Annotated in this window: 14 protein-coding genes; 7 read left to right on the top strand and 7 right to left on the bottom strand. The window is 48.6% G+C overall.

Annotation, left to right across the window (positions count from 1 at the left end; genetic code table 11):
• Positions 1-166: 166 nt before the first annotated feature.
• A complete protein-coding gene (locus tag NDA01_RS12640) occupies positions 167-841 on the top strand; it encodes an HAD family hydrolase (RefSeq protein WP_348228214.1) in 675 nt (224 codons plus the stop codon).
• Positions 842-968: 127 nt separating this feature from the next.
• Here NDA01_RS12640 and NDA01_RS12635 read toward each other — a convergent pair whose 3' ends face one another.
• Positions 969-1,502, bottom strand: coding sequence for a universal stress protein (locus tag NDA01_RS12635; protein WP_348228213.1), 534 nt, complete (start codon positions 1,500-1,502; stop codon positions 969-971).
• A gap of 377 nt (positions 1,503-1,879) precedes the next feature.
• Here NDA01_RS12635 and NDA01_RS12630 point away from each other — a divergent pair, with 377 nt between their 5' ends.
• The 3 genes from NDA01_RS12630 to NDA01_RS12620 all read left to right on the top strand — a co-directional run bounded on the left by NDA01_RS12630 (position 1,880) and on the right by NDA01_RS12620 (position 5,904).
• A complete protein-coding gene (locus NDA01_RS12630) occupies positions 1,880-2,641 on the top strand; it encodes a hypothetical protein (protein ID WP_348228212.1) in 762 nt (253 codons plus the stop codon).
• Between the two features lie 85 nt (positions 2,642-2,726).
• The gene (locus NDA01_RS12625; RefSeq protein WP_348228211.1) at positions 2,727-3,371 is read left to right on the top strand and encodes a hypothetical protein; all 645 of its coding nucleotides are present in this window, start codon (positions 2,727-2,729) and stop codon (positions 3,369-3,371) included.
• Between the two features lie 487 nt (positions 3,372-3,858).
• Positions 3,859-5,904: a hybrid sensor histidine kinase/response regulator gene (locus tag NDA01_RS12620; RefSeq protein ID WP_348228210.1), complete on the top strand. Its 2,046-nt coding sequence runs from the start codon at positions 3,859-3,861 to the stop codon at positions 5,902-5,904.
• On the opposite strand, the gene NDA01_RS12615 is transcribed toward NDA01_RS12620, so the two are convergent.
• Together NDA01_RS12615 and NDA01_RS12610 are read right to left on the bottom strand one after the other, a co-directional pair.
• Positions 5,901-6,818: a UTP--glucose-1-phosphate uridylyltransferase gene (locus NDA01_RS12615; RefSeq protein WP_348228209.1), complete on the bottom strand. Its 918-nt coding sequence runs from the start codon at positions 6,816-6,818 to the stop codon at positions 5,901-5,903. The genes NDA01_RS12620 and NDA01_RS12615 overlap by 4 nt on opposite strands.
• Positions 6,819-7,143: 325 nt before the next feature.
• Positions 7,144-7,512, bottom strand: a complete 369-nt coding sequence (locus NDA01_RS12610; protein ID WP_348228208.1) for a response regulator — start codon at positions 7,510-7,512, stop codon at positions 7,144-7,146.
• 417 nt (positions 7,513-7,929) lie between these two features.
• On the opposite strand from NDA01_RS12610, the gene NDA01_RS12605 reads away from it, so the two are divergent.
• The gene (locus tag NDA01_RS12605) at positions 7,930-9,219 is read left to right on the top strand and encodes a S41 family peptidase (RefSeq protein ID WP_348228207.1); all 1,290 of its coding nucleotides are present in this window, start codon (positions 7,930-7,932) and stop codon (positions 9,217-9,219) included.
• A gap of 206 nt (positions 9,220-9,425) precedes the next feature.
• Complete coding sequence (locus tag NDA01_RS12600) at positions 9,426-9,899, top strand: DUF4383 domain-containing protein (protein WP_348228206.1); 474 nt, start codon at positions 9,426-9,428, stop codon at positions 9,897-9,899.
• Here the strand turns inward: NDA01_RS12600 and NDA01_RS12595 are convergent, their stop codons facing one another.
• From NDA01_RS12595 to NDA01_RS12580, 4 genes are all read right to left on the bottom strand, one after another.
• On the bottom strand, positions 9,900-11,705 hold the full coding sequence (locus NDA01_RS12595; RefSeq protein ID WP_348228205.1) for a sensor histidine kinase: 1,806 nt from the start codon (positions 11,703-11,705) through the stop codon (positions 9,900-9,902). It lies immediately after the preceding gene.
• Positions 11,706-11,808: 103 nt separating this feature from the next.
• On the bottom strand, positions 11,809-15,819 hold the full coding sequence (locus NDA01_RS12590) for a non-ribosomal peptide synthetase (RefSeq protein WP_348228204.1): 4,011 nt from the start codon (positions 15,817-15,819) through the stop codon (positions 11,809-11,811).
• A gap of 12 nt (positions 15,820-15,831) precedes the next feature.
• Entirely contained in the window at positions 15,832-20,652 is a 4,821-nt protein-coding gene (locus tag NDA01_RS12585) for a non-ribosomal peptide synthetase (protein ID WP_348228203.1), read from the bottom strand.
• Positions 20,649-23,924 (bottom strand): non-ribosomal peptide synthetase, encoded by a 3,276-nt coding sequence (locus NDA01_RS12580; protein WP_348228202.1) that lies wholly within the window; start codon positions 23,922-23,924, stop codon positions 20,649-20,651. The genes NDA01_RS12585 and NDA01_RS12580 overlap by 4 nt, the downstream gene beginning before the upstream one ends.
• Before the next feature lie 150 nt (positions 23,925-24,074).
• Here NDA01_RS12580 and NDA01_RS12575 point away from each other — a divergent pair, with 150 nt between their 5' ends.
• Positions 24,075-24,542 carry a GNAT family N-acetyltransferase gene (locus tag NDA01_RS12575; RefSeq protein WP_348228201.1) on the top strand — a complete coding sequence of 156 codons (468 nt, stop codon included), beginning with the start codon at positions 24,075-24,077 and terminating at the stop codon, positions 24,540-24,542.
• Positions 24,543-24,589: the final 47 nt, after the last annotated feature.

The raw sequence follows: 24,589 nt of genomic DNA, 5'->3' as shown, positions 1-24,589 counted from the left end.
GGATTTTTGTCACGAGTTGCATAGTTAAGTTACAGATTGCATCACGATGCAGTAGGCCAACTCTCGCAAGTCTAACTTAGTAAATTGCCTTTAAGATTTAGTGCTTCTATTAGATGAGCCAGGCAATCCCGCACCTTAGGATAAATGGACCTATCTAATTAAGGCAATGCGTTATTTAGCAATTGCTTCAGATTACGACGGAACACTCGCTACGAAAGGTCAAGTCAGCAAAACCACGCTTGCAGCCTTGCAACGCCTCCGCGAATCTGGCCGCAAACTCATTTTAGTCACAGGTAGACGTTTAGACGAGCTATTCCACGTGCTGCCGCAGGTAGATTGGTTTGATTGTGTGGTTGCTGAGAATGGGGCTTTGCTGTACTGGCCTAACACCCGTGAAGAAGAGTTGTTGGGCGATCGCCCTCCCGAAGCCTTTATCCAAGCTCTTCAAGAACGCCAAGTTGATTCCTTAGCTGTTGGTCGCGTGATTGTAGCAACTTGGAAACCCTATGAAACCACGGTATTAGAAATAATCAAAGATTTGGGGTTAGAGCTACAGATAATTTTCAATAAAGAGGCTGTGATGGTGCTGCCCTCCAGCTTAAACAAAGCGACCGGGTTGAAAGCAGCTCTAGAACGTATGGAGTTATCTCCACAGAACGTAGTCGGGTTTGGTGATGCAGAGAATGATCTCGCTTTTCTGAATATTTGCGCCCTCTCTGTAGCCGTAGCCAACGCGCTGCCGATGGTGAAAGAACAAGCGGATTGGGTGACGCAAGGCAGCCGAGGTGATGGAGTCGCTGAGGTGATTGACCAGTTACTTACTTCTGAATTGAGCATCTGAATTTAAGCGAGATGACCGCACGACTGCATTCAGACTACGATCGCTTAACTCTACCTCCTACCTGCTGAGGCTGCCTGAGTAGAGAAATCTCTGCTCTTTTGGCAAGACAAAAGTTGCAAAAAAACTTTCAAGACAAAACTTCTACTTGGTCTGGCGATCGCTCTTGCGGACTGGGAGCGATCGCTCCTTGGGTAACTAAAACCGCACAGGGAGCGTGGTGCAGCACATAGTTACTAACGCTACCTAAAAAGAGTTCGCTCAGACCCGATCGACCTCGACGCCCCACCAGAATCAAATCTGCGCCCCAAGTTCGAGCTAAGGCACAGATGGCTCGGCCGGGACTACCAGGGCTTTGGGTAAACTCCACTCGCACACCTGCATCCGCCGCTTCCTGAGCCCGCGATCGCAGCATTGCTAGCCCTTGACCTTCATAGTTTTGCCATTGCTGTTGGTATAGCTCTAAAGCTTGAGTCCGGATCATGCCAGGATAAGCGTCAAAACCTGTAAGCACTGGCAATCTAGGACTTCCTTCTTCTTCATAGGAAAGGACGTGGAGCAACATTAGATTTGCTTCTGTCAGCTTCGCTAAGGCTAAAGCTTGTTCAAAGGCTTGGCGGCTAATGCTGGAGTGATCGATCGCAACAAGGATTCTTCGATACATATAGATCTGCTCTCCCTAACCGTAGCAAGATGTGATGTAAGTTGCGCCATAACCCTAATGTAAGCCGGATCATTGCCCCACAAGCTCAATCTCCTAAATTCTTAGTACTTGTTGGTAAAGGTGCCGCTAAAACTGGCCCTCCGATCAGTAAGGCAACCCCAGTTGCTGGTTGAACTGGGTTAAATTTGCGGAAATCAGCCTAGGGATCAGTGCCAGGTCCATCCGTTAGGCCAGGTAATAGTGCAGCGCTTTCGGAGGAAAATGATGCTATTAACTCTTTTCTTGGTTGAGCAGTTCGAACTGATTGCTCAAGACCTGAACTGGGTTTCACCAGTTCAAACTCGTTACTCCTGAAACTAACTCTGGGAACCGCAATCATGCCTCACAAACATAAAAACCTCCTATCCACCATTCGGGCTTTAGGCGACAAGCAGCTTACCTTGACCCAGCAAGCATCAGAAGCAAAAGAGGGAACGGTGGAACCCCAGCTTCATCAGGCTGCTGAGGAGTTTGAGCCAGGGCACCAGGCACCAGACACCGCTAGTAACGAATTGATTGCTCCGCTCCTGACCCCGTCCACTCTAGAAGAGCGTCTAGAAGCGCAGTTGAGCTTAGACACAGACACGGTTGAGACCGCCGAGACCCTCCACCTAACTGAGATTACTGCTGCAATTGAGGTAGAAGCACCCCAAGCAGATCCAGAAGCATTGCCTTCTGAGGAACTGGCGATCGCAGAGCCTAAACCAGAGGAATCTAAGCCAGAACAGCCTGTGGCGGAAAAGCCCAAGCTAGCTGAACCTAAGTCAGAAGCACCAGAGCCAGAAACACCTAAACCAGAGGAGCCTGGGGCGATCGCGGCGAACTTTGAGGAGCAGGTTGCAGCCCCAGATACCGCAGCCCCCACCGGAGAACCTGCACCACAGCAACCCACATCTTCTGCCCCCAGCCTCCAAACTACAGCTAATCCTGAGAATGATGGCAATGTGAATGGTGCCAAGGAGGATAATCAGGTGATCGCCCCTAACCTCGAAGCGAAAGATTTACTCAAGCGGCCAGAAGCTTTTGCACTGATTGTCTGCACCTTCTTCATAGCCATCTGGCAAACTTTGGTGGGGATTGGGCAGGAGCGAAAGCTGTAAGGTTCTGACGAACCGTAAAAGAGACATTTCACTGGGGCAAAGATCAGGTGTTGGAGATCAGTTAGAAGTTACGGAATGGCAAAGGATGTTAGATTTTCTACTCAATCTCCATTGGCTGACTATTCTCATCATTGCAATCGCTTTACTGGTTGGGGGTGGAGTAGGAGCAGCCCTTTATGCCGCGATCGCCGCCTACCGCAATCGTAAACCTGCGATCGCTCAAAGAGTAGAAACGCCTCCCCAATTCCAAGATGTTCTCGGTTCATCTTGCCCCCGCACTGAGATTCGGATTTCGGATGGGCAAAGGGAATATCAGTATGACAACTTGCGCGTGGTCCAGATTCATCTACTCAATCAAGGCACCCAAGATTTTGACGAGTTTAAGTTAGGCATCTCCTTGAATCTGGATGATGCCGAGGATGGAGCCGTGCATGTCGAGGTCCGCTCAGGCGATCGTGACCACCAGGTAAAGCAACTCACCCCCCTGTCTTTTGCGGAACCACAACCCACCTTGGATGTCGTTCTCATTCCCTTTAACCGTCAGGATTCCTACAGCTTGCGCTTGTTACTGGCTGCTAGTGAAGACGTAGAACTCTCTGGCAAGATTGGTTTAAGCTCACCTCACGCTATCCGCTTTGTAGACCTACCAACCGTCAAGGAAGCAGTGCAAGAAGCCGCAATGGCTACCTCACTTTCGCTAGGCCCATTCCAATTCTCCTTTGACAAATAACTCTTGCCCCTTGAATCTAGATTTTCTGAATCTATATACCAGTCCTGAAGAATTTATGAAATTGGTGGATTGCTATGTTTCCTACATAAGCCACATCAGTGAGGACAGTCAGAAAAGTGTCACTTAATGGAACTAAAACATGGGTAGAAAGACTGTACATTTACTCATGTGCGGAGTGACTCTAAAGCAAAAGCCCTTGGGGTCGAAACACGGCCAGACGCCCAAGGGCTTTTCTCATAATTGTTTTAGACACATTTTTATTATTTTTTGCTGATAAAATCAAATTAAAATTAAATCTATTAAAAGTTACATAGATAACGGCGGTTATCTATCCCTTGAGGCTACTACTTAGAAGCACCGTACACTAAACTAAGAAACTGGTGACTTAACCACACTAGCGTTAATTGCTGTTCACTACTATAAAGTCCTTGCAGGCTAGCTTTATGCCGCTATGCCGCTGTCAGGTACTACCCTGGGTTGCAATGGAATGATGCAAACTGAGCCTCCAGTTAATATTCTTCTGGTCGATGACCATGTAGAAAATTTACTAGCGCTAGAAGGAGTTCTCGCTAGTTTAAGTCAAAATTTGGTGCGAGCTTGTTCGGGCAAAGAAGCCTTGAAGTGCTTGCTGGAAGAAGATTTTGCTCTGATTTTGCTCGATGTCCAAATGCCGGAAATGGATGGATTTGAGACGGCGACTCTAATTCGTAGCCGCGCGCGATCGCGTCATATCCCCATTATTTTTATGACGGCGCTCCATAACAGCGACCAGTTGGTTTACAAAGGCTATTCGGTCGGGGCAGTAGATTATTTATTCAAACCGATTGAGCCAGAAATTCTCCTCTCTAAGGTAGCTGCTTTTGTGGAGCTGTTTCAGAAGACTGCTCAGATCCAACGGCAAGCAGACCAATTAGAAGCTGTAAACGCTGAACTGCGGACGAGCCAAGCACGGTTGCAAAACTTCTTAGACCATGCCAATGATTTAATCCATATCATGTCTCCGTCTGGGGAATTACTCTACGTCAACCCCGCCTGGAAACACACATTGGGCTATGACGAAGCGGACCTCAACAACTTAGCCATAGACATTGTGCATCCGCAAAGCCGAGGACGATGGCTAGAAGCAATCTATTGGGTGCAGGCAAAACCCGCTACCCGCAGCTTGGAAATCACATTTTTGAGTAAAGAGGGACGAGAAGTTATAGTTGAAGGCACCTTGAGCAGCCGATTTGAAGCAGATCAGCTCAAGGCAATTCACTGTATCTTTCACGATATTACGCAACGCAAGCAGGCCGAGCGATCGCTGCGCCAGTATACTGCTCAGTTACATCAAGTCCTCGACTTTAATGACATGCTCAAGCGCATCACCGATAAGTTGCGGGATAGCTTGGATGAAGGGCAAATTTTAGCTACTGTCGTGCAGGAATTAGCTCTAGTACTAGGCGTAAATCGTTGCCAAGCGGCTCTGTACGATCTGACCCAACAAACTGCGACCATCGCTTATGAATACACTGCTTCTATGTTTTCGGAGCAAGGCTCTGTGATCGAGATGGCCTATTTCCCTGAATATGAGCAACTCCAAGAAGGGCAATCCCTACAGTTGTGCAACTTAGTACCCCATCCGATTCAAGGGCGAGTAGCCATGTTGGCTTGCGCAATCGTGGATGACCAAGGAGTGTTAGGTGATCTACGCTTGGTCAATGACAAAGATTATCCTTTTAGAGATTTAGAATTACATTTAGTGCAGCAAGTAGCCAACCAATGCGCGATCGCCATTCGCCAAGCGCGGCTCTATCAGGCGGCTCAGGCCCAAGTGGCAGCCCTAGAGAGACTCAATGGTCTCAAGGATGACTTTTTAAGCACCATATCCCACGAGTTACGCACTCCCATCTCCAACATCAAAATGGCAACTCAGATGTTGAAGATGACTTTAGAGCCGATAGAGATACCACCATCAGCAGATTTGGAGCGTTATTTCCAGATTTTGCAGAACGAATGTGAACAAGAAATTAGCTTAATTAATGACCTGCTAGACTTATCCCGCCTAGATGCTGATGCAGAACCCTTACTATTAACCAGCATCAAACTTAGTACTTGGGTGCCGCATGTAGCAGAAACTTTTATGGAACGGGCTCATACTCAACAGCAGCAAATCCAGGTTGATCTCCCTGATGATCTCCCTGCTCTCACTACAGACCTGATTGATTTAGAGCGCGTCTTATCGGAGTTGCTCGGTAACGCCTGTAAATACACCCCCCCAGGTGAGCAGATTAAAATCTCCGCCGAGGCTACCCCCGAACGATTACAGCTACATATCAGCAATTCTGGGGTGGAGATCCCCGTGGAGGAATGCGATCGCATTTTTGATAAGTTCTACCGCATCCCCAACAACGATCCTTGGAAGTATAGCGGCACTGGCTTAGGCTTAGCGTTAGTCAAGAAACGGGTCGAACGGTTAGGCGCGACCATCCACGTCGCTAGTGAAGCCGCACAGACGCGATTTAGTATTGAGTTTCCCTTGCCCACTTCCTAAGGCTGCCGAAACTCAATTAGGGCTTGGCGGTATGCGTCTGGTAATCCTGTATCAAACGATCGCCCTTGCACCATATAGCCCATCATCCCTAACTCTTGCCGCAGCCGCTCTAGGCCAGAGGTGAGCTGAAATTCATTGCGATCGCGTAAATTGCCTCGGATCTGCTCTTCCAGGTAGTCAAAAATTTGTGGTGGCAGCACATACATACCAAAAATAGATAGCAACTGATCCGAGTCCATGCCAGGTATATGTAGATGTTGCCGCGCATACTCTACCTCTGGCTTTTCCACCAACTGAGTCACGTCTAGTAATACCTGTGGTTCCTGCCACGTACCCGTCACACATCCTCTATGGCTAATCTCAACAGCTGGGGTCACTTCTAGACTAATGACACTTTTGCCGCAGCGCTCGAACATAGCCAACATCTGAGCCGCGCAGGAGACCTCCGAATCAGACTTGTAGACGTGATCACCTAAGAGCAGCAGAAACGGCTCATCCTGTACCCAGTCTTTGGCACAGAAGACTGCATGACCGAAGCCCTCTTGCTGCTCCTGTGTCAAAATCGTAATCCGCTCTCCTACCTCCTGGAGATACTCCAAGTAAGCGCCCTGTTTCGCCACCAGTTTCTGGAAATAATCTCCCTCTGGTGGCGCGTTAAAGAAAGTTTCAAACAGCTCGCGATCGCTGGGCTGCACCACAATCCCGACCGATTCAATCCCAGCACTAAGCGCTTCTTCTACGATCGCCAAAATCACAGGTTTTGCTCGTCCTTCAGCGTCAATAATCGGAAATAGCTCCTTCTTAACTGCCTTGGTAGCGGGAAAGAGACGTGTACCAAAGCCTGCGGCTGGGATTACAGCCTTACGCACAGAAGGGGAACTAGAGGGCTGAGGAACGGCGATTGCTGGAAGCATGAGTGAGGACGCTCGCGCAGGTATTGATCACAGCATTGGGCTTTTCAACTAGGCGTGCTTCTGAAATTTCTCTAGAAAAGCAATAAAAGAGTCTTTAACACATAGTCAAAGACTCTCGTTGAGGAATATAAACATGAATAAACTTTAGCCCTTCTAATTTTGCCTGTCTTGTATCTAGAGTTACGAATAGTAGCTGTCGCAATCCACCTCTTTAGATAGATCTGGGTTTAACTCTTAAGACAGCTTATATTTGACAAGTTTCGTGGAGTAGACGACCAACGGTGGCCCTCTCATTTATCGACACTCAAGAGCAGTCACAGTCAAACTAGTTAAGGCTCAGCTCCATCTCAATCGCTTGGATGATCGCTTCTAGCTTGATGGGCTTAGTTAGGTAAGAACGCACCCCCATACTCAACGCTCTTTGTTTCTCCCGATAAAAAGCATAGGCCGTTACGACCACCACAGGCAACGCATGCCACTGCGACTGTTGTAGTTCTTGAAGCAGCGTGAATCCATCCACTTGAGGTAGCCTTAGATCTAAGATGAGTAAGTCTGGTTGAAACTCAGTCACCGTTTCCAAGAAATCAATGCCGTCACAGAGACTTAGGACTTGATACCCTTGCGACTCTAAAAAATCTTGGGTGAACAGACGATGGATTTCGTTATCTTCTACAAGAAGAATCCGTTTACTCATAAACTAGATCCTAGATAGGGGGGTTGACCGTATTCTCTATTATTTCTTGGCCTTTTCTATTCACCTCATCGGCGCTCTAGCCCAAATTCTAAAATTGCATAGCTGACAGTCTAGTCCCTAAATTTCTTCTTAAGGTAGCAAACCTGAGCCAGTCAAATCAATTTTTGCCCTAGCCGAGAATATTTAGCTACCAACAAAAGTGCTTCATTAGAAGCCAGAATTATCAGCTTTTGTCAGAGCCAGAACCTAGTGGACAGTAATGCCAAACCACTTCAGCATTGCCAAAGCTAAGCATTGACATCACTCATCTCTGCGAGCTTTTGCTATTAAAAACTAATGTAGAAAAGCAGAGCTTAATTAGGCTAGTGATAAGACCAGTCTCAATTAAAGAACAATTGATTTGCGGAAGTTTTTCCAATGTCTAGCCTGCACCAAAAGTCGCTTAAGAATTTACGCCGCTGGTTTGCTTTAGCGATTACAAGTGTTACAGGTTTACTTTTAGTTGCCCTACTCGTCTTACCAGCAGTTTCCAGACTAGCAGACCCTAAAAGTGCAGTGTTTGAACAAGCTTGGCAGACAGTCAATCAAAACTTTTACGATCGCAGGTTTAATGGCGTGGACTGGCAGGCAATTCGCGATCGCTACAGGCCGTTGGTAGCGCAAGCCAGCTCTATGGAAGCAGCCGCTGTCGTGATCAATCAGATGTTGTCTGAGTTGCAGACTTCTCATACGCAGTTTTACACTCGCTCCGAACCTGCTTACTACCAACTTTTAGGCATCTTTCAATCTGATAGTTTGTGGAGACAACTGAGAAAGTTCTTCCCAGATGGCAAGGTGGAATATCCTGGCATTGGCATTTTCACCCAAGAGCTGAACGGTCAAACTTTTATCAGCGCTATCCTCAATGGCAGCCCCGCGGAGAAGGCAGGCTTAAAGGTGGGCGATCGCTTACTCAGTGTCGAGGGCCGTCCTTACCAACCAATCCAATCTTTTGTAGGCAAGGTAGGGCAAGCAGTCAAAGTCTCCATTCAGCGCACTTCGGATGCGGCTAGCACTCAAACAATTACCGTTACTCCCAAATCTCTAGATCCCACCAAGCTCTTTTTAGAAGCGATGCAGGCGAGCACGGAGATAATTGAGCAAGGGAATCAGCGAATTGGCTATGTGCATATTTGGTCTTATGCGGGCGATCGCTACCAAGAGGAATTAAAGCGATCGCTAATCTATGGCGATTTGAGGACAGCAGACGGATTAATTTTAGACTTGCGAGAGGGCTGGGGTGGAGCGATCCCAGAATATCTCAACTTCTTTACTGCCAAGTCTCCAACCATGACTCAAGTTGAGCGCGATGGCACCAAAACTGACCTTAATTACCGTTGGAGCAAGCCCGTTGTTATGTTGGTCAACCAACGCTCTCGAAGTGGTAAAGAGATTTTGGCTTATGGCTTTCAGAAATACAACATTGGAGCCGTGATTGGTAGCCAAACTCCAGGGGCTGTGGTGGGAGGTCGCCCATTTCTGATGCAGGATGGTAGCCTACTATATCTAGCTGTGGTAGATGTGTTTGTCAACGGAGAACGGCTAGAAGGGAGAGGTGTGAAGCCAGATATTGAAGTGCCGTTCCAGTTAGCTTATGCTCAAGGCGCAGACCCACAAAAGCAGAAGGCGATCGCGGTTTTAGTACAAGCATTGCAGCAGTCAAAGTAACTACTGAACTTCAGGGTGTGGGCGATTCGCTTGAAAATCGCAGTATCAAAATATTTGGAGCGTATTGCTCAACACAGCGTCTTGATACATCCAAACAAGCCCTAAGAAGAAGATTCATAAGTGTTTGATGATTATGCTTAACCGTTAAGGCTTTGCCGATTTTGCATCTTTTTAGACCACAGTTTTAGACAATAGGAATCTCAACAATGAAATCTCGGAAACCAGGACAGTATTTCGCCTTGGTGATAGGTATCCTTTTTCTGTTAATCGGTATCATGGGATTTATCCCAGCCTTGGTGAAAGAACCTACAGTGTCAGCTGATGCGGCGAATCTTGGCTTTAGTGGCGGATATGGCGATCTATTAGGTTTATTCCCGATTAACTTCTTGCACAATATCGTTCATCTGACTGTAGGATTTCTAGGAATTCTAGCTTCTATCTCCTTAGGCAGCTCTCGCCTCTACAGCGGCGCGTTGGCCCTATTCTATGGCTTGCTCACCATTCTGGGTCTGATTCCCGCTACTCAATCCACTTTGGGCTTTATCCCTATCTTTGGTAATGAGATTTGGCTGCATGCCTCTACCGCTGCGATCGCAACTTACTTTGGCTTCATCGCCACACCCAATTTAGCAGAACTTACCGAGAAGAAACTCTCTGAGAGAAGCGCCAGCAGCAGTTAATCATTCATTCCTGCTTGGGTGATTGGGCAGTTGCACCGTAAAGGTTGTCCAACCACCCCTACTCTCTACCTCCACCGTGCCTTGGAGTTGTTCTACTAAACGCTTTACCAGGGATAAGCCTAAACCTGTCCCTCCTTGCTTCCAGCGATCAGCATGAGGAATCCGGTAGAACTTGTCGAAGATACGAGGTAATTGCTCAGCGGGAATTTCTGCTTGATTCCGTACCGTAAAGGTAGTCACAGCACTAGTCGCTCGAACTTGCAGAATAATCTCTCCATCTGCCGCTGTGTACTTATAGGCGTTATGCAACAGTTCTACTAGCAACCGCTCTAAGCTACCTTGGTCAATGATAAAAACTGGCAATGAGATGGGGAGATCTAACTGAAGGCTTTGTCGGTGCGCTTTAGCTTTCAGTTGCAGGGCCGCGATGAGGTTAGGCAGCCAGGTAGAGAGATTGATGGCTTCCGGCACAAAGTTGCTCTGGAGGTTACTCTCTAGACGTTGTAAGTCTAGAAGGTCATTAATTAGAGCCGCTTCGCGATCGCATTCTCCTTGCAAGACTTTAAGATATTTGTCCCGTTGTTCAGAAGTGCTAGCAATTTGGAGCAGTTGAGACGCCATTTTGATGTTTGCTAAAGGAGTGCGGAGTTCGTGAGAAACCGTACTTAAGAAATCATCCTTGAGCAAATTGAGTTTTGCTAGTTCCTCAACCTGAGCTTGGGCTGTTTGGTAGAGCCGAGCTTGCCGAATCGCAATAGCGCATTGGTCAGCAATCTGCTGCACCAGGTTCACCTCAGCTTCCTGCAAGGCTCGCTCTCCGTCGCTAAAGCACCACAGATCACCAATGACACCCTCATGGTCAGCAATGGGACAAGCTAGAATCGCTACTTGACTTCGAGCGGAGTCAGTCATTATTTCACAAAACTGAAAAGTTTGAGCTTGCTGAAGCTGACTGTAACCATCCGGAAAGGCTGCCATCTGGATTACTTGCCCTACTACAGAAGGCGTCAAGACACCAGGAGCACTATATTGATAGCAAACGGTAGAAGTGCCTGTTTGCAGGTCATACATAGCAGTATCGCAAGCGCGCAAGTGCAGCCCAATGGCTAATTCCTGCACCGCAGTTTGCAAAATCTGGCTTTCATCTAAGCTTTCTCGCACTTTGTCCCGAATTCGCTTCAAACTGGCTTCAAAGAGCGATCGCTGCATCAGTTCTGCATTCAGCTTTTTGACTTGTCTCTCTACCTGCTTGCGAGCAGTAATATCGCGCAGCAACCAACGTAGCATGATTGGCCTTGCCCAGTTGTCTCGCACGACTGCAACCGTCGCTGCTACATCTAAGGACTGCCCTCGGCGAGGTTGTAGCCGTATCTCCCACTCTTGCTGGGTAGACTCTTGCTGCAATCTTTGTAACCTGAGACGAAAAATAGCTCGCTCTGATTCAGCAATAAAGACAGATAATGGCTTACGAATCAGAGATACCCTAGGCAAATTGAGTAACGCGATCGCCGCTTCGTTCACTTCCTGAATTTGGCCGCTGACATCTGTGACAATATAGCTGTCTGGAGCAAATTCAAATAATTCTTGATACCGTTGACGCTCCTGGTCAATTAAGTCACGAGTAATTTGCAACTCTTCATTTTGCTGTACCAGTTCCGCTTCCGCAACTTGCAGTTCTTCTAGAGCTGTTAATAGTTGTTCGTAGATCAGTAAAGGGTCTAAGTACTTTGAGTTCTTATCTTCAGTGAAATGGCTACTTGACTGCCTAAGTGTCTTAATTTTCTTGATGAATTCCTCTAAATTCATGTATCCTCAGACACTTTTAGCTTAATAAATTTATCAGTCTGATCGCTAAATCTAACAACTATTCTAATCTGAACTACTAAATCAATGAGCTTTTGAATTACACCTACTTAAAATAGGTGCGCAATTGTTCAGCCAAAACCTGTACGTGAGGTTGCTTCAAGATTGAGAAGTGGTCGCCAGGAATGACATGAGTTTTTATCTCGGTTGTAGTTAAACTGTGCCAGCCGAGAAAATCGTCTTTGGCTTGGCTCAATGGTTTTGAGCCTTTAAACTGTGAGCTTTTGAACAACGTAATTGGACCCGAATAAATTCGAGGAATATAGCGTTGTACTGCCTGACTGTTGGCATAAAAGATGCGGAGCATGGGGCTTAGCGCCAATTCCTTGAGAAGTCGCAGTTGCGAGTCAGGAGGAAGCCTAGAGGGAGCAGACCTCAGAGTCTTTGATCGAATCTGGTTGAGGCGCGATCGCCTTGCCCCAAACGTTTTCAGCAGAGAAGCGATCAGGAGACGGAAATAGTCTAGCCCAAAAGAAGGGAGGGATTTCAGAACAGTTGTGATCAGAAATCGCCAACTCTCCCAAAGAGAAGGTTGATTGCTGGGCAGGGGAGCGAGGGTATCCAGTAACGCAAGCAGCGCAACTTCATGACCTGCTTGCCGCAGTTGTTGGGCCATTTCAAACGCTACCAACCCTCCAAATGACCACCCTCCTAAATGATAAGGGCCTCGCGGCTGTACGGCTCGAATTGCCTGGATGTAATGGCTCGCCATCTGCTCAATACTCCTGAGCGGCGGCTGTTGACCATCTAACCCAAAAGGTTGCAGTCCATAAAAAGGTTGCTCAGTTCCCATCCGGCGGGCTAGCTCGGCATAAGGCAGTACCATCCCCATTACAGGATGGATACAGAAGAAAGGAGGCTTAGTACCCGCAGGTTGCAATGGCACTAGGGGAGACCAAGCTGGAGATTTTGGGCTTGATAGTTGTTTTGCCAGTTGCTCCACCGTCGGAGCCAAAAACAACATCGATAAAGGTAGAGATTGTCCAAACTGTTGTTGAACTTGCTCCATCAGGCGTAGCGCCAAAAACGAGTCTCCCCCCAGCGCAAAGAAATTTTCATCAATCCCAACCTGCTCCAAGTTCAGCACCGCTGACCAAATTTGTACCAGTCGCTCTTCTGTAAGGGTACGAGGAGCAGCAATCGCCACCTTCTGCCTAGAATTACTGAGTTCGGGCATTGGCAAAGCAGCACGATCGGCTTTCCCATTCGGCGTGAGCGGCAGAGTTGGCAGCAGGACAAATGTTGAGGGAATTAAGTAATGAGGGAGACGCAATCGCAGGAATTCTCGCAACTCAGACTCAGTTGCAGACCGTTGCTCATGGGGTATCACGTAGGCGACTAGACGCTGCTCACCTAATTTGTTTTGAGAAGCGATCGCAACTGCCACCTGAACTGCTTCATGCTGCTGGAGCACAGCTTCAATTTCACCTAACTCGACCCGGAAACCTCGTAACTTCACCTGAGTATCTGCGCGACCCAAAAACTCAATATTGCCATCAGGGAGATAACGAGCGCGATCGCCAGTTTTGTAGAGGGGTGTGTGCGCTGAAAGCGTTTCCGCAGAGGGGAGAGAGGGAGAAATAAAACGCTCAGTAGTTAGGTCAGGTCGATTGAGATAGCCACGGGCAATGCCTATACCCGCAATATACAACTCTCCTACAACCCCGATGGGGACAGGTTGGAGATTAGTATCTAGGATGTAAATTTGAGTGTTGGCGATCGGGCGACCGATGGTAGGTTTAGCGCTATCTACAGTTAACTCAGCAATGGTGGCCCAAATAGTCGCTTCGGTGGGGCCATAAGCATTAAAAAACTGTCGTCCTTGCGCCCAGCGTTTAACGATGCTACTAGAACAAGCTTCTCCTGCCGAGATCAGAACTTGCAGAGCGGGCAGAGGTTCTGCGGGCAAAACAGATAAGACGCTGGGAGGTAGAGTGGCATGGGTAATCGCATGATGACGGAGAAATTGGAGTAAATCTGCTCCAGGTAGCAAAGATGTCTGGGGCGCTAGGTAGAGCGTGGCTCCATTAGTTAAAGCCATGAGGATCTCAAAGGCGGCAGCATCGAAACTCAGGGAGGCAAATTGCAAAATGCGGCTACCAAGTTTGGGATGGAAGATCTGTCTCTGTGCCTGTACCAAATTGCTCAGCCCGCGATGTTCGACTAAGACCCCTTTAGGCTGGCCTGTAGAACCCGAAGTGTAGATGACATAAGCCAAATTGTTAGCCGTAATCTGGTTAGTTAGGTTGGTTTGGTTTTGTTGCGCGATCGCTCTCTGCTCTTGATCCAGACAAACCACTTGGAGGAACTCAGTATCAAACAGATGCAAACGAGAAGATTGCGTGACTAAAATTTTGACTTCAGCATCCGCCAGCATGAACTGTAAGCGATCGCGGGGATAGCCAGGGTCGAGAGGCAAATAAGCGCCCCCTGCCTTCCAGATGGCTAAAAGGCTAATTACCATTTCTGGAGAGCGATCGACACAGAGACCCACCAAAACTTCTGCCCCTACACCTAACTCCTGCAAGTAATGAGCCAATTGATTCGCCCGTTGATTGAGGGCTCGATAGGTGAGGCGCTGATTTTGATAGGTCAGGGCAACAGCCTCAGGAGTTTGTCTAACCTGTGCTTCAAACAATTGGTGAGCGCAGCGAGGAGCAACCTCATGAGTCACTGTCTGACTCCACTCGTGCAAAAGCTGATGTTCTCTCGGAGACAGAATAGGTAGATGAACAATCTGTTGTTTTGGATCAGCTACAATCCCTGTTAGCAAGGTTTGGAAGTGCGCTAGTAGGTGAGTCATGGTCGCTGGCTCAAACAAGTCAGTGCTGTAGATTGCCGTACAGGTGAGTCGATCGAGAGATTTATAAACGTGAAATTCCAGATCAACGCGAGCCGTTTCGGTTTCTATAGGCAAGCTGCTGAGCACTAATCCGGGTAGTTTTAGCTTGGCTACTGGAGTATTTTGAAGCGTAAAGACCACCTGAAACAGCGGATTTCGGCTCAAATCGCGTTCTGGTTGCAACTCCTCGACCAACTTCTCAAAAGGCACCTCTTGATGAGCATAGGCAGCTAAGGTCATCTGACGAACTCGTTCTAATAGCTTGTCAAACGTAGGATTGCCAGAGAGATCAATCCGTAATACTAAACTGTTGACGAAGAACCCAATTAAATCCTCTAGTTCAGTGCGGTTGCGGTTGGCGATCGCTGAACCCACCACGATATCTGTTTGCTCTGTATAACGGTACAACAGCGTCTGAAATGCAGCGAGCAGCGTCATAAAGAGAGACACGCCCGCGCGATCGCTCAAGCTCTCTAAAGCTGAGGTTAGTTCGGGTGATAGCTCTAGCTGTTGGGCAGATCCTTGGTAGCTAGGCGTGACTGGACGCGGGCGATCGGTAGGTAACTGCAATTCCGGGAGATCTTGAAGCTGTTGCCGCCAGTAGGATAGCTGAGATTCCAATACCTCGCCTTGCAGATACTCCCGCTGCCAATGGGCAAAGTCGGCATACTGAATGGGTAACTCTGGCAAAGGAGATGGTTGGCGCTTGAGAAAAGCAGGATAGAGCGCAGTCAACTCTCGAATCAATACTGCGATCGACCAACCATCCGCCACGATATGGTGAAAATTCAGCAACAAGATATAGTCTGCTGAATCTAGTTTTAATAATTGCACCCGAAACAAAGGCCCTTTTGTGAGATCGAAGGAATATCGGGCTGTCTCTCGGGCAATTCGCTGGGCTGCTTCGGTGCGGGCGATCGCGGGAATCGCGCGTAAATCTACTACAGGTAGAGATAACTGGAAACTAGGGCTGATGATTTGAGCCAGTTCGCCCTCTACTACTGCAAAGGTAGTCCGGAGAACTTCATGGCGGTGCCCAATCTCCTGAAGCGCTTGCTCTAATGCTTCTATGTGCAAGTTTCCTTGCAAGCGAATTGCCGCCGAGACATTATAAAAAGGGTTCTCCGGTACGAGCTGATGCAAAAACCACAATCGCTGCTGAGCAAATGACGCCGGAAAGACAAACAATTCTTCCTGGCTGTTACTAGCTACCACCTCTTATCTCCCTTAATTCTGATTCAAAGACGATCGCGATCGCCGATATGCCTCTCTGGAGAGCGGAACAATGGCAGGAATAGATGGCTGGGGTTGGCTCACCTGCAAACTGTCAATTTGCTGAGCCAATTGAGCAATAGTCGGAGACTCAAATAAATGACGCAGAGGCAGTTCTACCGCAAAAGCATCTCGGATGCGCGAAGTCAGTTGAGTCGCAAGGAGAGAATGCCCTCCTAGTTCAAAGAAGTTGTCGTGCAGGCCCACTCGCTTGACTCCTAGCAATTCTGACCAAATAGAGACTAATTTTGCTTCTATCGGCGATCGCGGTGCTACATATCCTTGCGTTAACTCTATCGGAACGGGCGCAGGGAGAGCCCGACGATCAATCTTGCCGCTGGGGGTGAGCGGGAGAGATTCTAACACGACAAAAGCAGCAGGCACCATATAGTTTGGCAGCTTTTGCTCTAGGTAATTTCGGAGCTGGGGCACTAGCTGTCGCGCCAACTGTCTTTGTAGAGGCTGATTGGCATAAGTAGACCAAGGACGAGCAGGGGCGATCGCCTCAGGCTCCAGTCTCCGCTCTGCCTTAACTTCTCGATGTTGCAAGGTCACATCATAGCGATCGCTCCCAACGGCGGACCAACTCACATTTACGTGATAAGGCAAATCTTGCTCCAAGCCCCACCAAACTTCTGGATCGATTCCAGATTCTGTTAGTCGCTCTAGGGCTGTTCGCATGTGTCCCACAGTTTTAGGTGATTCTGCCTCTGCCAGCCAAGCTGCCGTTGTCACTGCCGCAACCACACGGGCATTTGGCACACCTCTGATTGCTAATCTGTCTGGTTGTGCTGCAATCAGATGCTGCCGAATCATCTCGACGGTTAGTTCGTTTGTCCAATTCCACTCCAAGACAGGCGAACTCATAGGGATAAACGGCTGTTGATCCTGCACCTCCTCAGTTTCCTTGCTTTTGTGCAGGACAACGTTGTAGCGAAACTGGGTCATCTCATTATGAACCTGACCACGAGTGAGCTGAATTTGTATGTCCTGGATTTGCGGAAAACGCGATCGCAACGCCTGAAAGAAGGCTGGATCGATCAGCAGTTCTGGTTCCTCAAACATGGCTCGTTGGACTCGTTGCTGGAGCTGCGCTCGCTCTAATGCAGGGCTAGCTTGATACATCTGCACAGAAGCATGAAAAGCAGACAACAACGCTAGATTCCGCACATCCCCAATAAAGAGATAACCGCCCGGAGCTAGGACTTGCAGTGCTCCCTCCAAAACTTGCACTAAGTAATCCACACTCGGAAAGTATTGCATCACCGAATTGAGCACAATCAGATCAAATCTAGCTGGCTCTATACCTGCAAAGTCGTTAGCCGAACGATGCAATAGTTTTACGGGCGGCAACTGTTGCTGGTTTAGCTGCTGGTGAATCGTACTTAATGAGATTTGGGAAAAATCTGTAGCCCAATATTCGAGACAGTGAGGCGCTAGTTGAAATAGCAGCAATCCCGTTCCACAACCAATTTCTAGTACTCGCTGAGGTTGTAGGGCGAGAATTTGTTCCACTCGGCGATCGACCCATTCTCGCATCTGTTCTATTGGAATGGGTTGCCCCGTATAACTGCTATTCCAGCCCACAACGTTGAACGTTGGATCACTGGAATTGACAGGCTGAGCATAGGTCTGATCGTATAGAGTTTGCCAATGTTCTACTTGCTCCTGCTGTAGCTGCTGGGCGATCGCCATCCCAGCTCCTTCACGCTCTGGATGGAAAGAGACATAAGCGGTTAACTGTTGATCTCCAGAGGCTGATTCCTGAACTGTGGCGATCGCTCCTTTCACTAAAGGATGCTGCTGCAAAACCGCTTCAATCTCGCCCAACTCCATCCGGAAGCCCCGGATCTTAACCTGTTCATCTGCTCTCCCAATGAATTCTAGGAGGCCATCAGATCTATATCGAGCCAAGTCTCCTGTTCTATACAATTTTGCTGCTGGGCTAGCGCTAAATAGGCAAGGGATAAAGCGTTCAGCAGTTAACTCTGGTCGGTTGAGGTATCCCCTAGCCACTCCGTCACTGCCAATATACAACTCACCGACCACGCCAATGGGCACAGGCTGTTGATGAGCATCTAAAATATAAATTTGGGTGTTAGCGACAGGACGGCCAATCGATGGTTTTTCGAGACTCTCAGCTCTGTGAGTGAGTTCGGCGACTGTCGCCCAAATCGTGGTTTCTGTAGGGCCATAGGCATTAAAGAACGTTCGACCTCGCGCCCACTTTTTCACGATTTCACCGCTACAAGCTTCTCCACCCGCAACCACTGTTTGCAGCATCGGCAGTTCGCTTTCTGGAAGTAGGGCCAAGACCGTAGGCGGCAAAATAGCGGCAGCAATATTCTGAGTTTGGATGAATCGAACCAGTTCCATTCCAGGCGATCGCGCTGACTGGGGCACAATGTAGAGCGTCCCCCCAGAGCCTAGCGCCATCAGCATCTCAAAGATGGAAGCATCAAAGCTCCAAGCGCTAAATTGCAACACTCGACTCCCGAGCGGCAAATTGAAGCTTTGCTGTTGCGCTGTCACCACATTGCAAAGCCCCCGATGCTCTACCATCACCCCTTTGGGCATCCCGGTCGAGCCAGAGGTGTAGATCACATAGGCCAAATGATCGGCTGTCGCAACACTAGCGGGGGCTGACTGTTTCTGCTGTGCAATCAACTCCCGATCTTGATCTAGACAGATAACTCGAAGCGTCTGATCTTCTCCCGAAATGGGTTTATCACTCCCCTTCTGCAAAGAAAATGGGGAGTTACCAAACAATTCCACATGCGATCGCTGCGTCAGCAACACCGAAACTTGCGAATCTTGCAGCATAAACTGGAGGCGATCGCGAGGATACTCTGGATCGAGCGGCACATAAGCACCCCCCGCTTTCCACACACCCAAGATGGCAATGAGGATATCAAGGGAGCGATCGACACAGATGCCAACAAGGGTTTCTGGCCCCACTCCTGCTTGCTGTAAATAGTGTGCGAGTTGATTGGCTTGTTGATCTAATTCTTGATAGGTCAATTGCTGATCAGCAAACACAGCCACATTCGCGGGGGATACGGAAACCGCGTTTCCAGAGGGTGCAGAAACTGCAATCGCATCAGGTGTTTTTTCAGCCTGGGCAGCAAATAGGTGATGAATACAAACATCCTTGTTGTACTCCACCTGAGTTTGATTCCACTCAACTAGTAGTTGATGCCGTTCAGCAGCATTGAGGATGGGCAGATCGGCAAGTCGCTGATCTGGATTGGCAACAATTCCCTCTAGCAGTGTTTGAAAATGCCCAATCATTCGCGTAATCGCAGTTGGCTCAAATAGCTCCGTACTGTATGCCACAAAGCCACTCAACCCCTCCTTCGTAGTATCCCATAATCCGCTCAGCCCTTCTGCCTGCTCCCACACATGAAACTCCAGATCAAACCGAGCGGTGCCAACATCCAGTTTCCAAGGAGATAGTGTCAGACCAGGAAGGTCTAGCGGTGCCATCGGTGCATTCTGGAGGGCAAATGCGACTTGAAACAATGGATTGCGGCTCAAGTCTCGCTCTGGATGTAGCTCTTCAACCAACTTTTCAAACGGCACATCTTGATGAGCGTAGGCGGCTAATGCGACTTCCCGCGATCGCTCCAACAACTCCCGAAACGTCGGATTACCAGAGAGATCGGTTCGTAACACTAAGCTATTGACGAAAAAACCGATCAATCCCTCGATCTCACTACGATTACGGTTGGCAATCGGAGAACCTACAGCCACATCGGTCTGCCCTGTATAGCGAAAAAGTAGAGTTTGAAACGCAGCCAAAAGGGTCATGAACAGCGTCGTTTCCGCTTCTTGGCTCAGTTCTTCTAAGGCTTGCGTGAGTTGAGGAGATAACGCTAAGGGAGCGATCGCGCCTTTATAACTTTGCGTGGCTGGGCGGGGATGGTCAATCGGGAGGTTTAGTACTGGCAGATCTTGTAGCTGCTGCCGCCAGTAAGACAGTTGCGACTCCAGAATTTCTCCCTGTAGCCATTGCCGCTGCCAGTGAGCAAAGTCTGCATACTGAATTGGTAATAATTCTGGTAAAGGAGAAGGCTTCTCCTCTGCAAAGGCTGTATAGAGCGCTCCTAGCTCCCGCATTAGCACCCCCAGTGACCAGCCATCCGAAATAATGTGATGCAGATTGAGCAGTAGTAGATATTCTGTCGCCTCTAGGTGCAACAACTTCACGCGCAGCAACGGACTGAGCGTGAGATCAAAGGGAGAATGGGCTTCCTCTGTAGCAATTTGGCGAACGGCGACCTTCTGTGCCGAGGGATCAAGCGCTTGCAGATCGATCACTGGAATAGATAGTGGCAAAGTAGGCGAGATGATCTGTGTAGGTTGTCCGTCTACCTTGGCAAAGCGAGTTCGGAGAGTTTCATGACGTTGTATCATTTCGGCAAACGCTTGTTCCAGCGCCCTTAGATGCAAATGCCCACTCAGTCGCACGGCGGCGGGCATGTTGTAGAAGGGATTCCCTGGCACCAGTTGGTCCAGAAACCATAATCGCTGTTGGGCAAAAGAGAGCGGTAGTGGTTGATTACGAGCAATTGGCTTGAGTTCAGGTGCGGTTTGATAGGCAGAGGCATGAGCTTGATGTAACCAGTTCAGCAACTCTGATTTGCGTTGAGCGATCGCGGCCCGTAATTCTGGGGTCAAGGCTCCTTCCGGGGCACTACAGCGTAGATTGGCTCCCTCTAACCAAACTTGAATATCTAATTGCCGCAGATAAGCTAAAAACTCAGCCGTTGTCAAAACTCCACCTCCTCACGGCCCACTGCTACAGCGCCAGAAACTTCCTGCCTCCGCCCGACCCAACTGAGCGTTTCCATCTGTTTAGCCAAACCCGCGATCGTGGGAGCCTCAAACAAGCTACGCAACGGCACTTCCACCTGCAAGACATCGCGGATGCGAGACATGAGTTGGGTTGCTAGCAGCGAGTGTCCTCCTAACTCAAAAAAGTTGTCATGAACTCCAACCTGTGGGAGTCCTAAAAGCCGCATCCAAATCGCAGCCAGCTTTTGTTCAATCTCAGTTTGTGGCGCTTGAGCAGCAGTTATCCCAGCCACCGACGCTAAACTCACAGGAGGTAAAGCCCGCCGATCTACCTTGCCATTCGGAGTGAGCGGCAAAGTCTCCAAAACTGCGATCGCGCTTGGAATCATATACTCTGGCAACTTCGCCTTCAAAAAACTCCGCAGTTCTAAAGTAGTAGAAGCGGGTTTCTGGCTAGGCACAATATAAGCCACCAAAGATTGACCGTTAGTATCGGATGATTGAAGCATGGCGATCGCTGCTTGTACCTGTGGATGTTGCTGCAAAGCCGCCTCAACTTCCCCCAACTCAATCCGGAAACCCCGCAACTTCACTTGATTGTCAGTACGACCGAGAAATTCAATATTGCCATCTGATTGGTAACGAGCGAGATCTCCAGTTTTGTAGAGGTAACTTGCTTCATTCTTATAAGAAATGAATTGCTCAGCGGTTAACTTTGATTGGTTAAGATAGCCTGTTGCGAGCCCGTCGCCGCCGATGTATAGCTCGCCTTTTGCACCAATTGATACAGGTCGCAACTGAGCATCAAGGATATAGAGTTGGGTATTAGCAACTGGCCGACCAATCGGGAGAGAGGTGGTAGTTTGTGGCAGTTCCTGGATCTCGTACCAAGAGGCAAACGTGGTACTTTCCGTCGGACCGTAAACATGCAGCAAGTGTTTTGGTACACCTGCTTGGATTACAGCTCGAACCCGTTGTAGATCGGCCACTTCTCCACCAAATAAAAGATATCGTAATCTGTGAAATGCAGTCGGGACTTCACTGGCGACTTGGTTAAACAGAGCTGTGGTCAGAAATAGGATATCAATCTGCTGTTGGGCTAGAGCTGTTGCGAATTTCAGTGGAGATAAGGATATTTCCCGATCAATACCAATCAGTTGAGCGCCATTCAGCAGGGCACCCCAAATCTCAAACGTAGCGGCATCGAAAGAGACATTAGAGACTTGAGCCACGCGATCGCCGGGATGAATCTGGATATAGTTGGTATTGCAGACCAGCCGATTCACAGCCCGATGGGGTACAGTCACTCCTTTGGGTTGCCCCGTGGAACCAGAGGTATAAACCACATAAGCCAAATCTTCGGCTGTAACTTGGCTAGGGAGATTGTTTTCACTCTCTTGAGCGATCGCGGCCCACTCCTGATCTATGCAAATCACCTGAACGGAACAATCTTGGAACTGCTCTCGATATTGCGTCTGAGTTAGCAATACAGGAACTTGAGCATCCTCGATCATGAAGCGGAGCCGTTCTGAGGGATATGTCGGATCTAGCGGCACATAAGCTCCCCCCACTTTGAGAATGCTAAGAAGAGCTGCCACCAATTCGGTGGAGCGATCGAGGCAAACACCTACCAGTGCTTTCGCCCCAACCCCTAGTTTCTGTAAATAGCGGGCTAATTGATTACTGCCTTGGTTTAAGGCTTGATAAGTAAATTGTTTGTCGTCAAATTGAACTGCAATCGCATCCGGCGACTTTTCTACTTGTGCTTCAAACAGTTGATGGATGCACTGAGATTTGGGATAGGCTGTATTCGTCTGATTCCAATCCAGCAAGATCTGTTTTTGTTCAGCCGCAGTCAGTACAGGTAGATCTGCCAACCGCTGATGAGGGTTAGCGACAACCGCCTCCAAAAGAGTTTGCAGCGATCGCATGAAGCGAGCAATTGTCTCCAGCTGAAATAGATCTGTGTTGTAGACCACTACTCCTCGCAGACCTGTAGAGTTTTGCCAGCCCTGCCCCCACAATCCCCGAAAATTTTCCCCGCATTCCCACAAATACAGCTCCAAATCGAAGCGGCTGCTGCGGGTATCAAACTCAATAGCGTCCAGCGTCAATCCTGGCAACTCTAGCTGTGTCATCGGCGCATTTTGCAGCGCAAATACTACTTGAAACAAGGGGTTATAGCTAGGGTTACGGACAGGGTGCAACTCCTCAACCAGCTTCTCAAACGGCACATCTTGATGGGCATATGCCGCCAAAGTCATCTGTCGCGATCGCTCTAGCAGTTCCACAAAAGTAGGATTACCAGACAGATCTCCCCGCAGCACTAGACTATTGGCAAAAAAACCAATTAAGCTCTCCAGTTCACTGCGGTTGCGATTGGCAATTGGCGAACCGATGGCAATATCTGTCTGCCCTGTGTAGCGATAGAGCAATGTCTGGAACGCTGCCAACAAGGTCATAAACAGGGTAGTGCCTGCGTTCTGGCTCAGGGCATTAAGCGCTTCAGCTAAGCTTTGGGGTAGTTCCACTTGATGCAGTGCCCCTCGATAAGTAGGCAGCTTGGGACGCGGGCGATCGGTCGGAAGAGATAGCACAGGCACCTCTCGCAGCTGCTGTCGCCAGTAAGCCAGTTGTGACGCTAAAATGTCTCCCTGCAACCATTCCCGTTGCCAATGCGCAAAATCTGCGTATTGAATCGGTAATTTGGGTAAAGGAGAACCTGCATCTGTACTCAAAGCGGTATACAAAGCACCTAACTCTCGGATCAAGATGCCACTGGACCATTCATCAAAAACAATGTGATGCAAATTGATCAAAAGGATATGTTCTGATGGAGCTAGCCGAAACAGCATCAACCGAATCAGCGGTCCTTGAGACAAACAAAAAGGCTGCTGCATTTCTGTTCGAATCAGTCGTTGCGCTTCTGCTTCCCGCTCTAGGACAGAACAATGTTGCAAGTCGATGATCGAGAGAGGGATATTAAGACGAGGTGCGATCGCCTGCGCGGGTTCTCCGTCAATCACCACAAAAGTTGTTCGCAGAGTTTCATGACGACGCACCAACTCATTAAAGCTTTGCTCTAAAACAACTACATTGAGGGCACCAGTCAGGCGAAATACAGTCGGCACATTATATAAACAGGTGTTGGGAACAAGCTGCTCCAGAAACCACAGCCGCTGCTGGGCGAAGGATGTTGGAAAGACAAAAACTTCTTCAGAAACGTTGCCGACGGGGTTTTCGATCACCATTCCAACTGTGCCGAATGACTTGTGCTGGATACTTATACTGAACTGCTTGCGCCAAACTGCTTGTGCCAACTAGTGGCCCTTCTCTTTTAATTCGTTAAAACTTCCAAGTAAATCTCTCTCTGGGCAGAGCTTAATCCGAGTTCAGAAACTATGTTTATTCGTCCTTATCAACCAACCGATGCTGAAGCGATCGCGGCGATTTACCAAGACTCTGTCCTTGGCATTGGGGCTACGGCGTATAACGCTGAGCAAATAGCCGTCTGGTCTGCTTATCCTGACGACATCGAGGAATTCCGGCGATCGCTCCAGCAGGGCCTGACATTGGTTGCTGTATCAGAGGGGCAATTACTCGCTTTTGGGCAATTAAATCCGCTCAATCATATTGCTTTTCTCTACACAGCCAGCCAAGCGGCGCGGCAAGGATATGCCACCAAGATTTACCTAAAACTAGAAACCTATGCAATCCAACGAGGAGTAGAGCATCTGCACACTGAAGCTAGCCGCATCTCTAAGTTTTTCTTCTCAAAAATGGGATATCACATCACAGAAACTGAAGTCGTGACCCGTAAAGGCGTAGAGCTGGAGCGCTTCAAAATGGTAAAGATCCTTAGCCCCTAGTAAAACAGAGCACCAAGAGCACAAAAAATGCCCCCTAGTGGAGGCAT

The organism is Trichocoleus desertorum AS-A10, from assembly GCF_039962155.1.
Lineage (GTDB): Bacteria > Cyanobacteriota > Cyanobacteriia > FACHB-46 > FACHB-46 > Trichocoleus.
This window is presented reverse-complemented; position numbering and strand designations above follow the sequence as displayed.

Bases quoted from the DNA above. Each gene is read 5' to 3' on its own strand.
- NDA01_RS12640 (WP_348228214.1), top strand. From the start codon at position 167: ATGCGTTATTTAGCAATTGCTTCAGATTACGACGGAACACTCGCTACG.
- NDA01_RS12635 (WP_348228213.1), bottom strand. From the start codon at position 1,502: ATGTATCGAAGAATCCTTGTTGCGATCGATCACTCCAGCATTAGCCGC.
- NDA01_RS12630 (WP_348228212.1), top strand. From the start codon at position 1,880: ATGCCTCACAAACATAAAAACCTCCTATCCACCATTCGGGCTTTAGGC.
- NDA01_RS12625 (WP_348228211.1), top strand. From the start codon at position 2,727: ATGTTAGATTTTCTACTCAATCTCCATTGGCTGACTATTCTCATCATT.
- NDA01_RS12620 (WP_348228210.1), top strand. From the start codon at position 3,859: ATGATGCAAACTGAGCCTCCAGTTAATATTCTTCTGGTCGATGACCAT.
- NDA01_RS12615 (WP_348228209.1), bottom strand. From the start codon at position 6,818: ATGCTTCCAGCAATCGCCGTTCCTCAGCCCTCTAGTTCCCCTTCTGTG.
- NDA01_RS12610 (WP_348228208.1), bottom strand. From the start codon at position 7,512: ATGAGTAAACGGATTCTTCTTGTAGAAGATAACGAAATCCATCGTCTG.
- NDA01_RS12605 (WP_348228207.1), top strand. From the start codon at position 7,930: ATGTCTAGCCTGCACCAAAAGTCGCTTAAGAATTTACGCCGCTGGTTT.
- NDA01_RS12600 (WP_348228206.1), top strand. From the start codon at position 9,426: ATGAAATCTCGGAAACCAGGACAGTATTTCGCCTTGGTGATAGGTATC.
- NDA01_RS12595 (WP_348228205.1), bottom strand. From the start codon at position 11,705: ATGAATTTAGAGGAATTCATCAAGAAAATTAAGACACTTAGGCAGTCA.
- NDA01_RS12580 (WP_348228202.1), bottom strand. From the start codon at position 23,924: ATGGTGATCGAAAACCCCGTCGGCAACGTTTCTGAAGAAGTTTTTGTC.
- NDA01_RS12575 (WP_348228201.1), top strand. From the start codon at position 24,075: ATGTTTATTCGTCCTTATCAACCAACCGATGCTGAAGCGATCGCGGCG.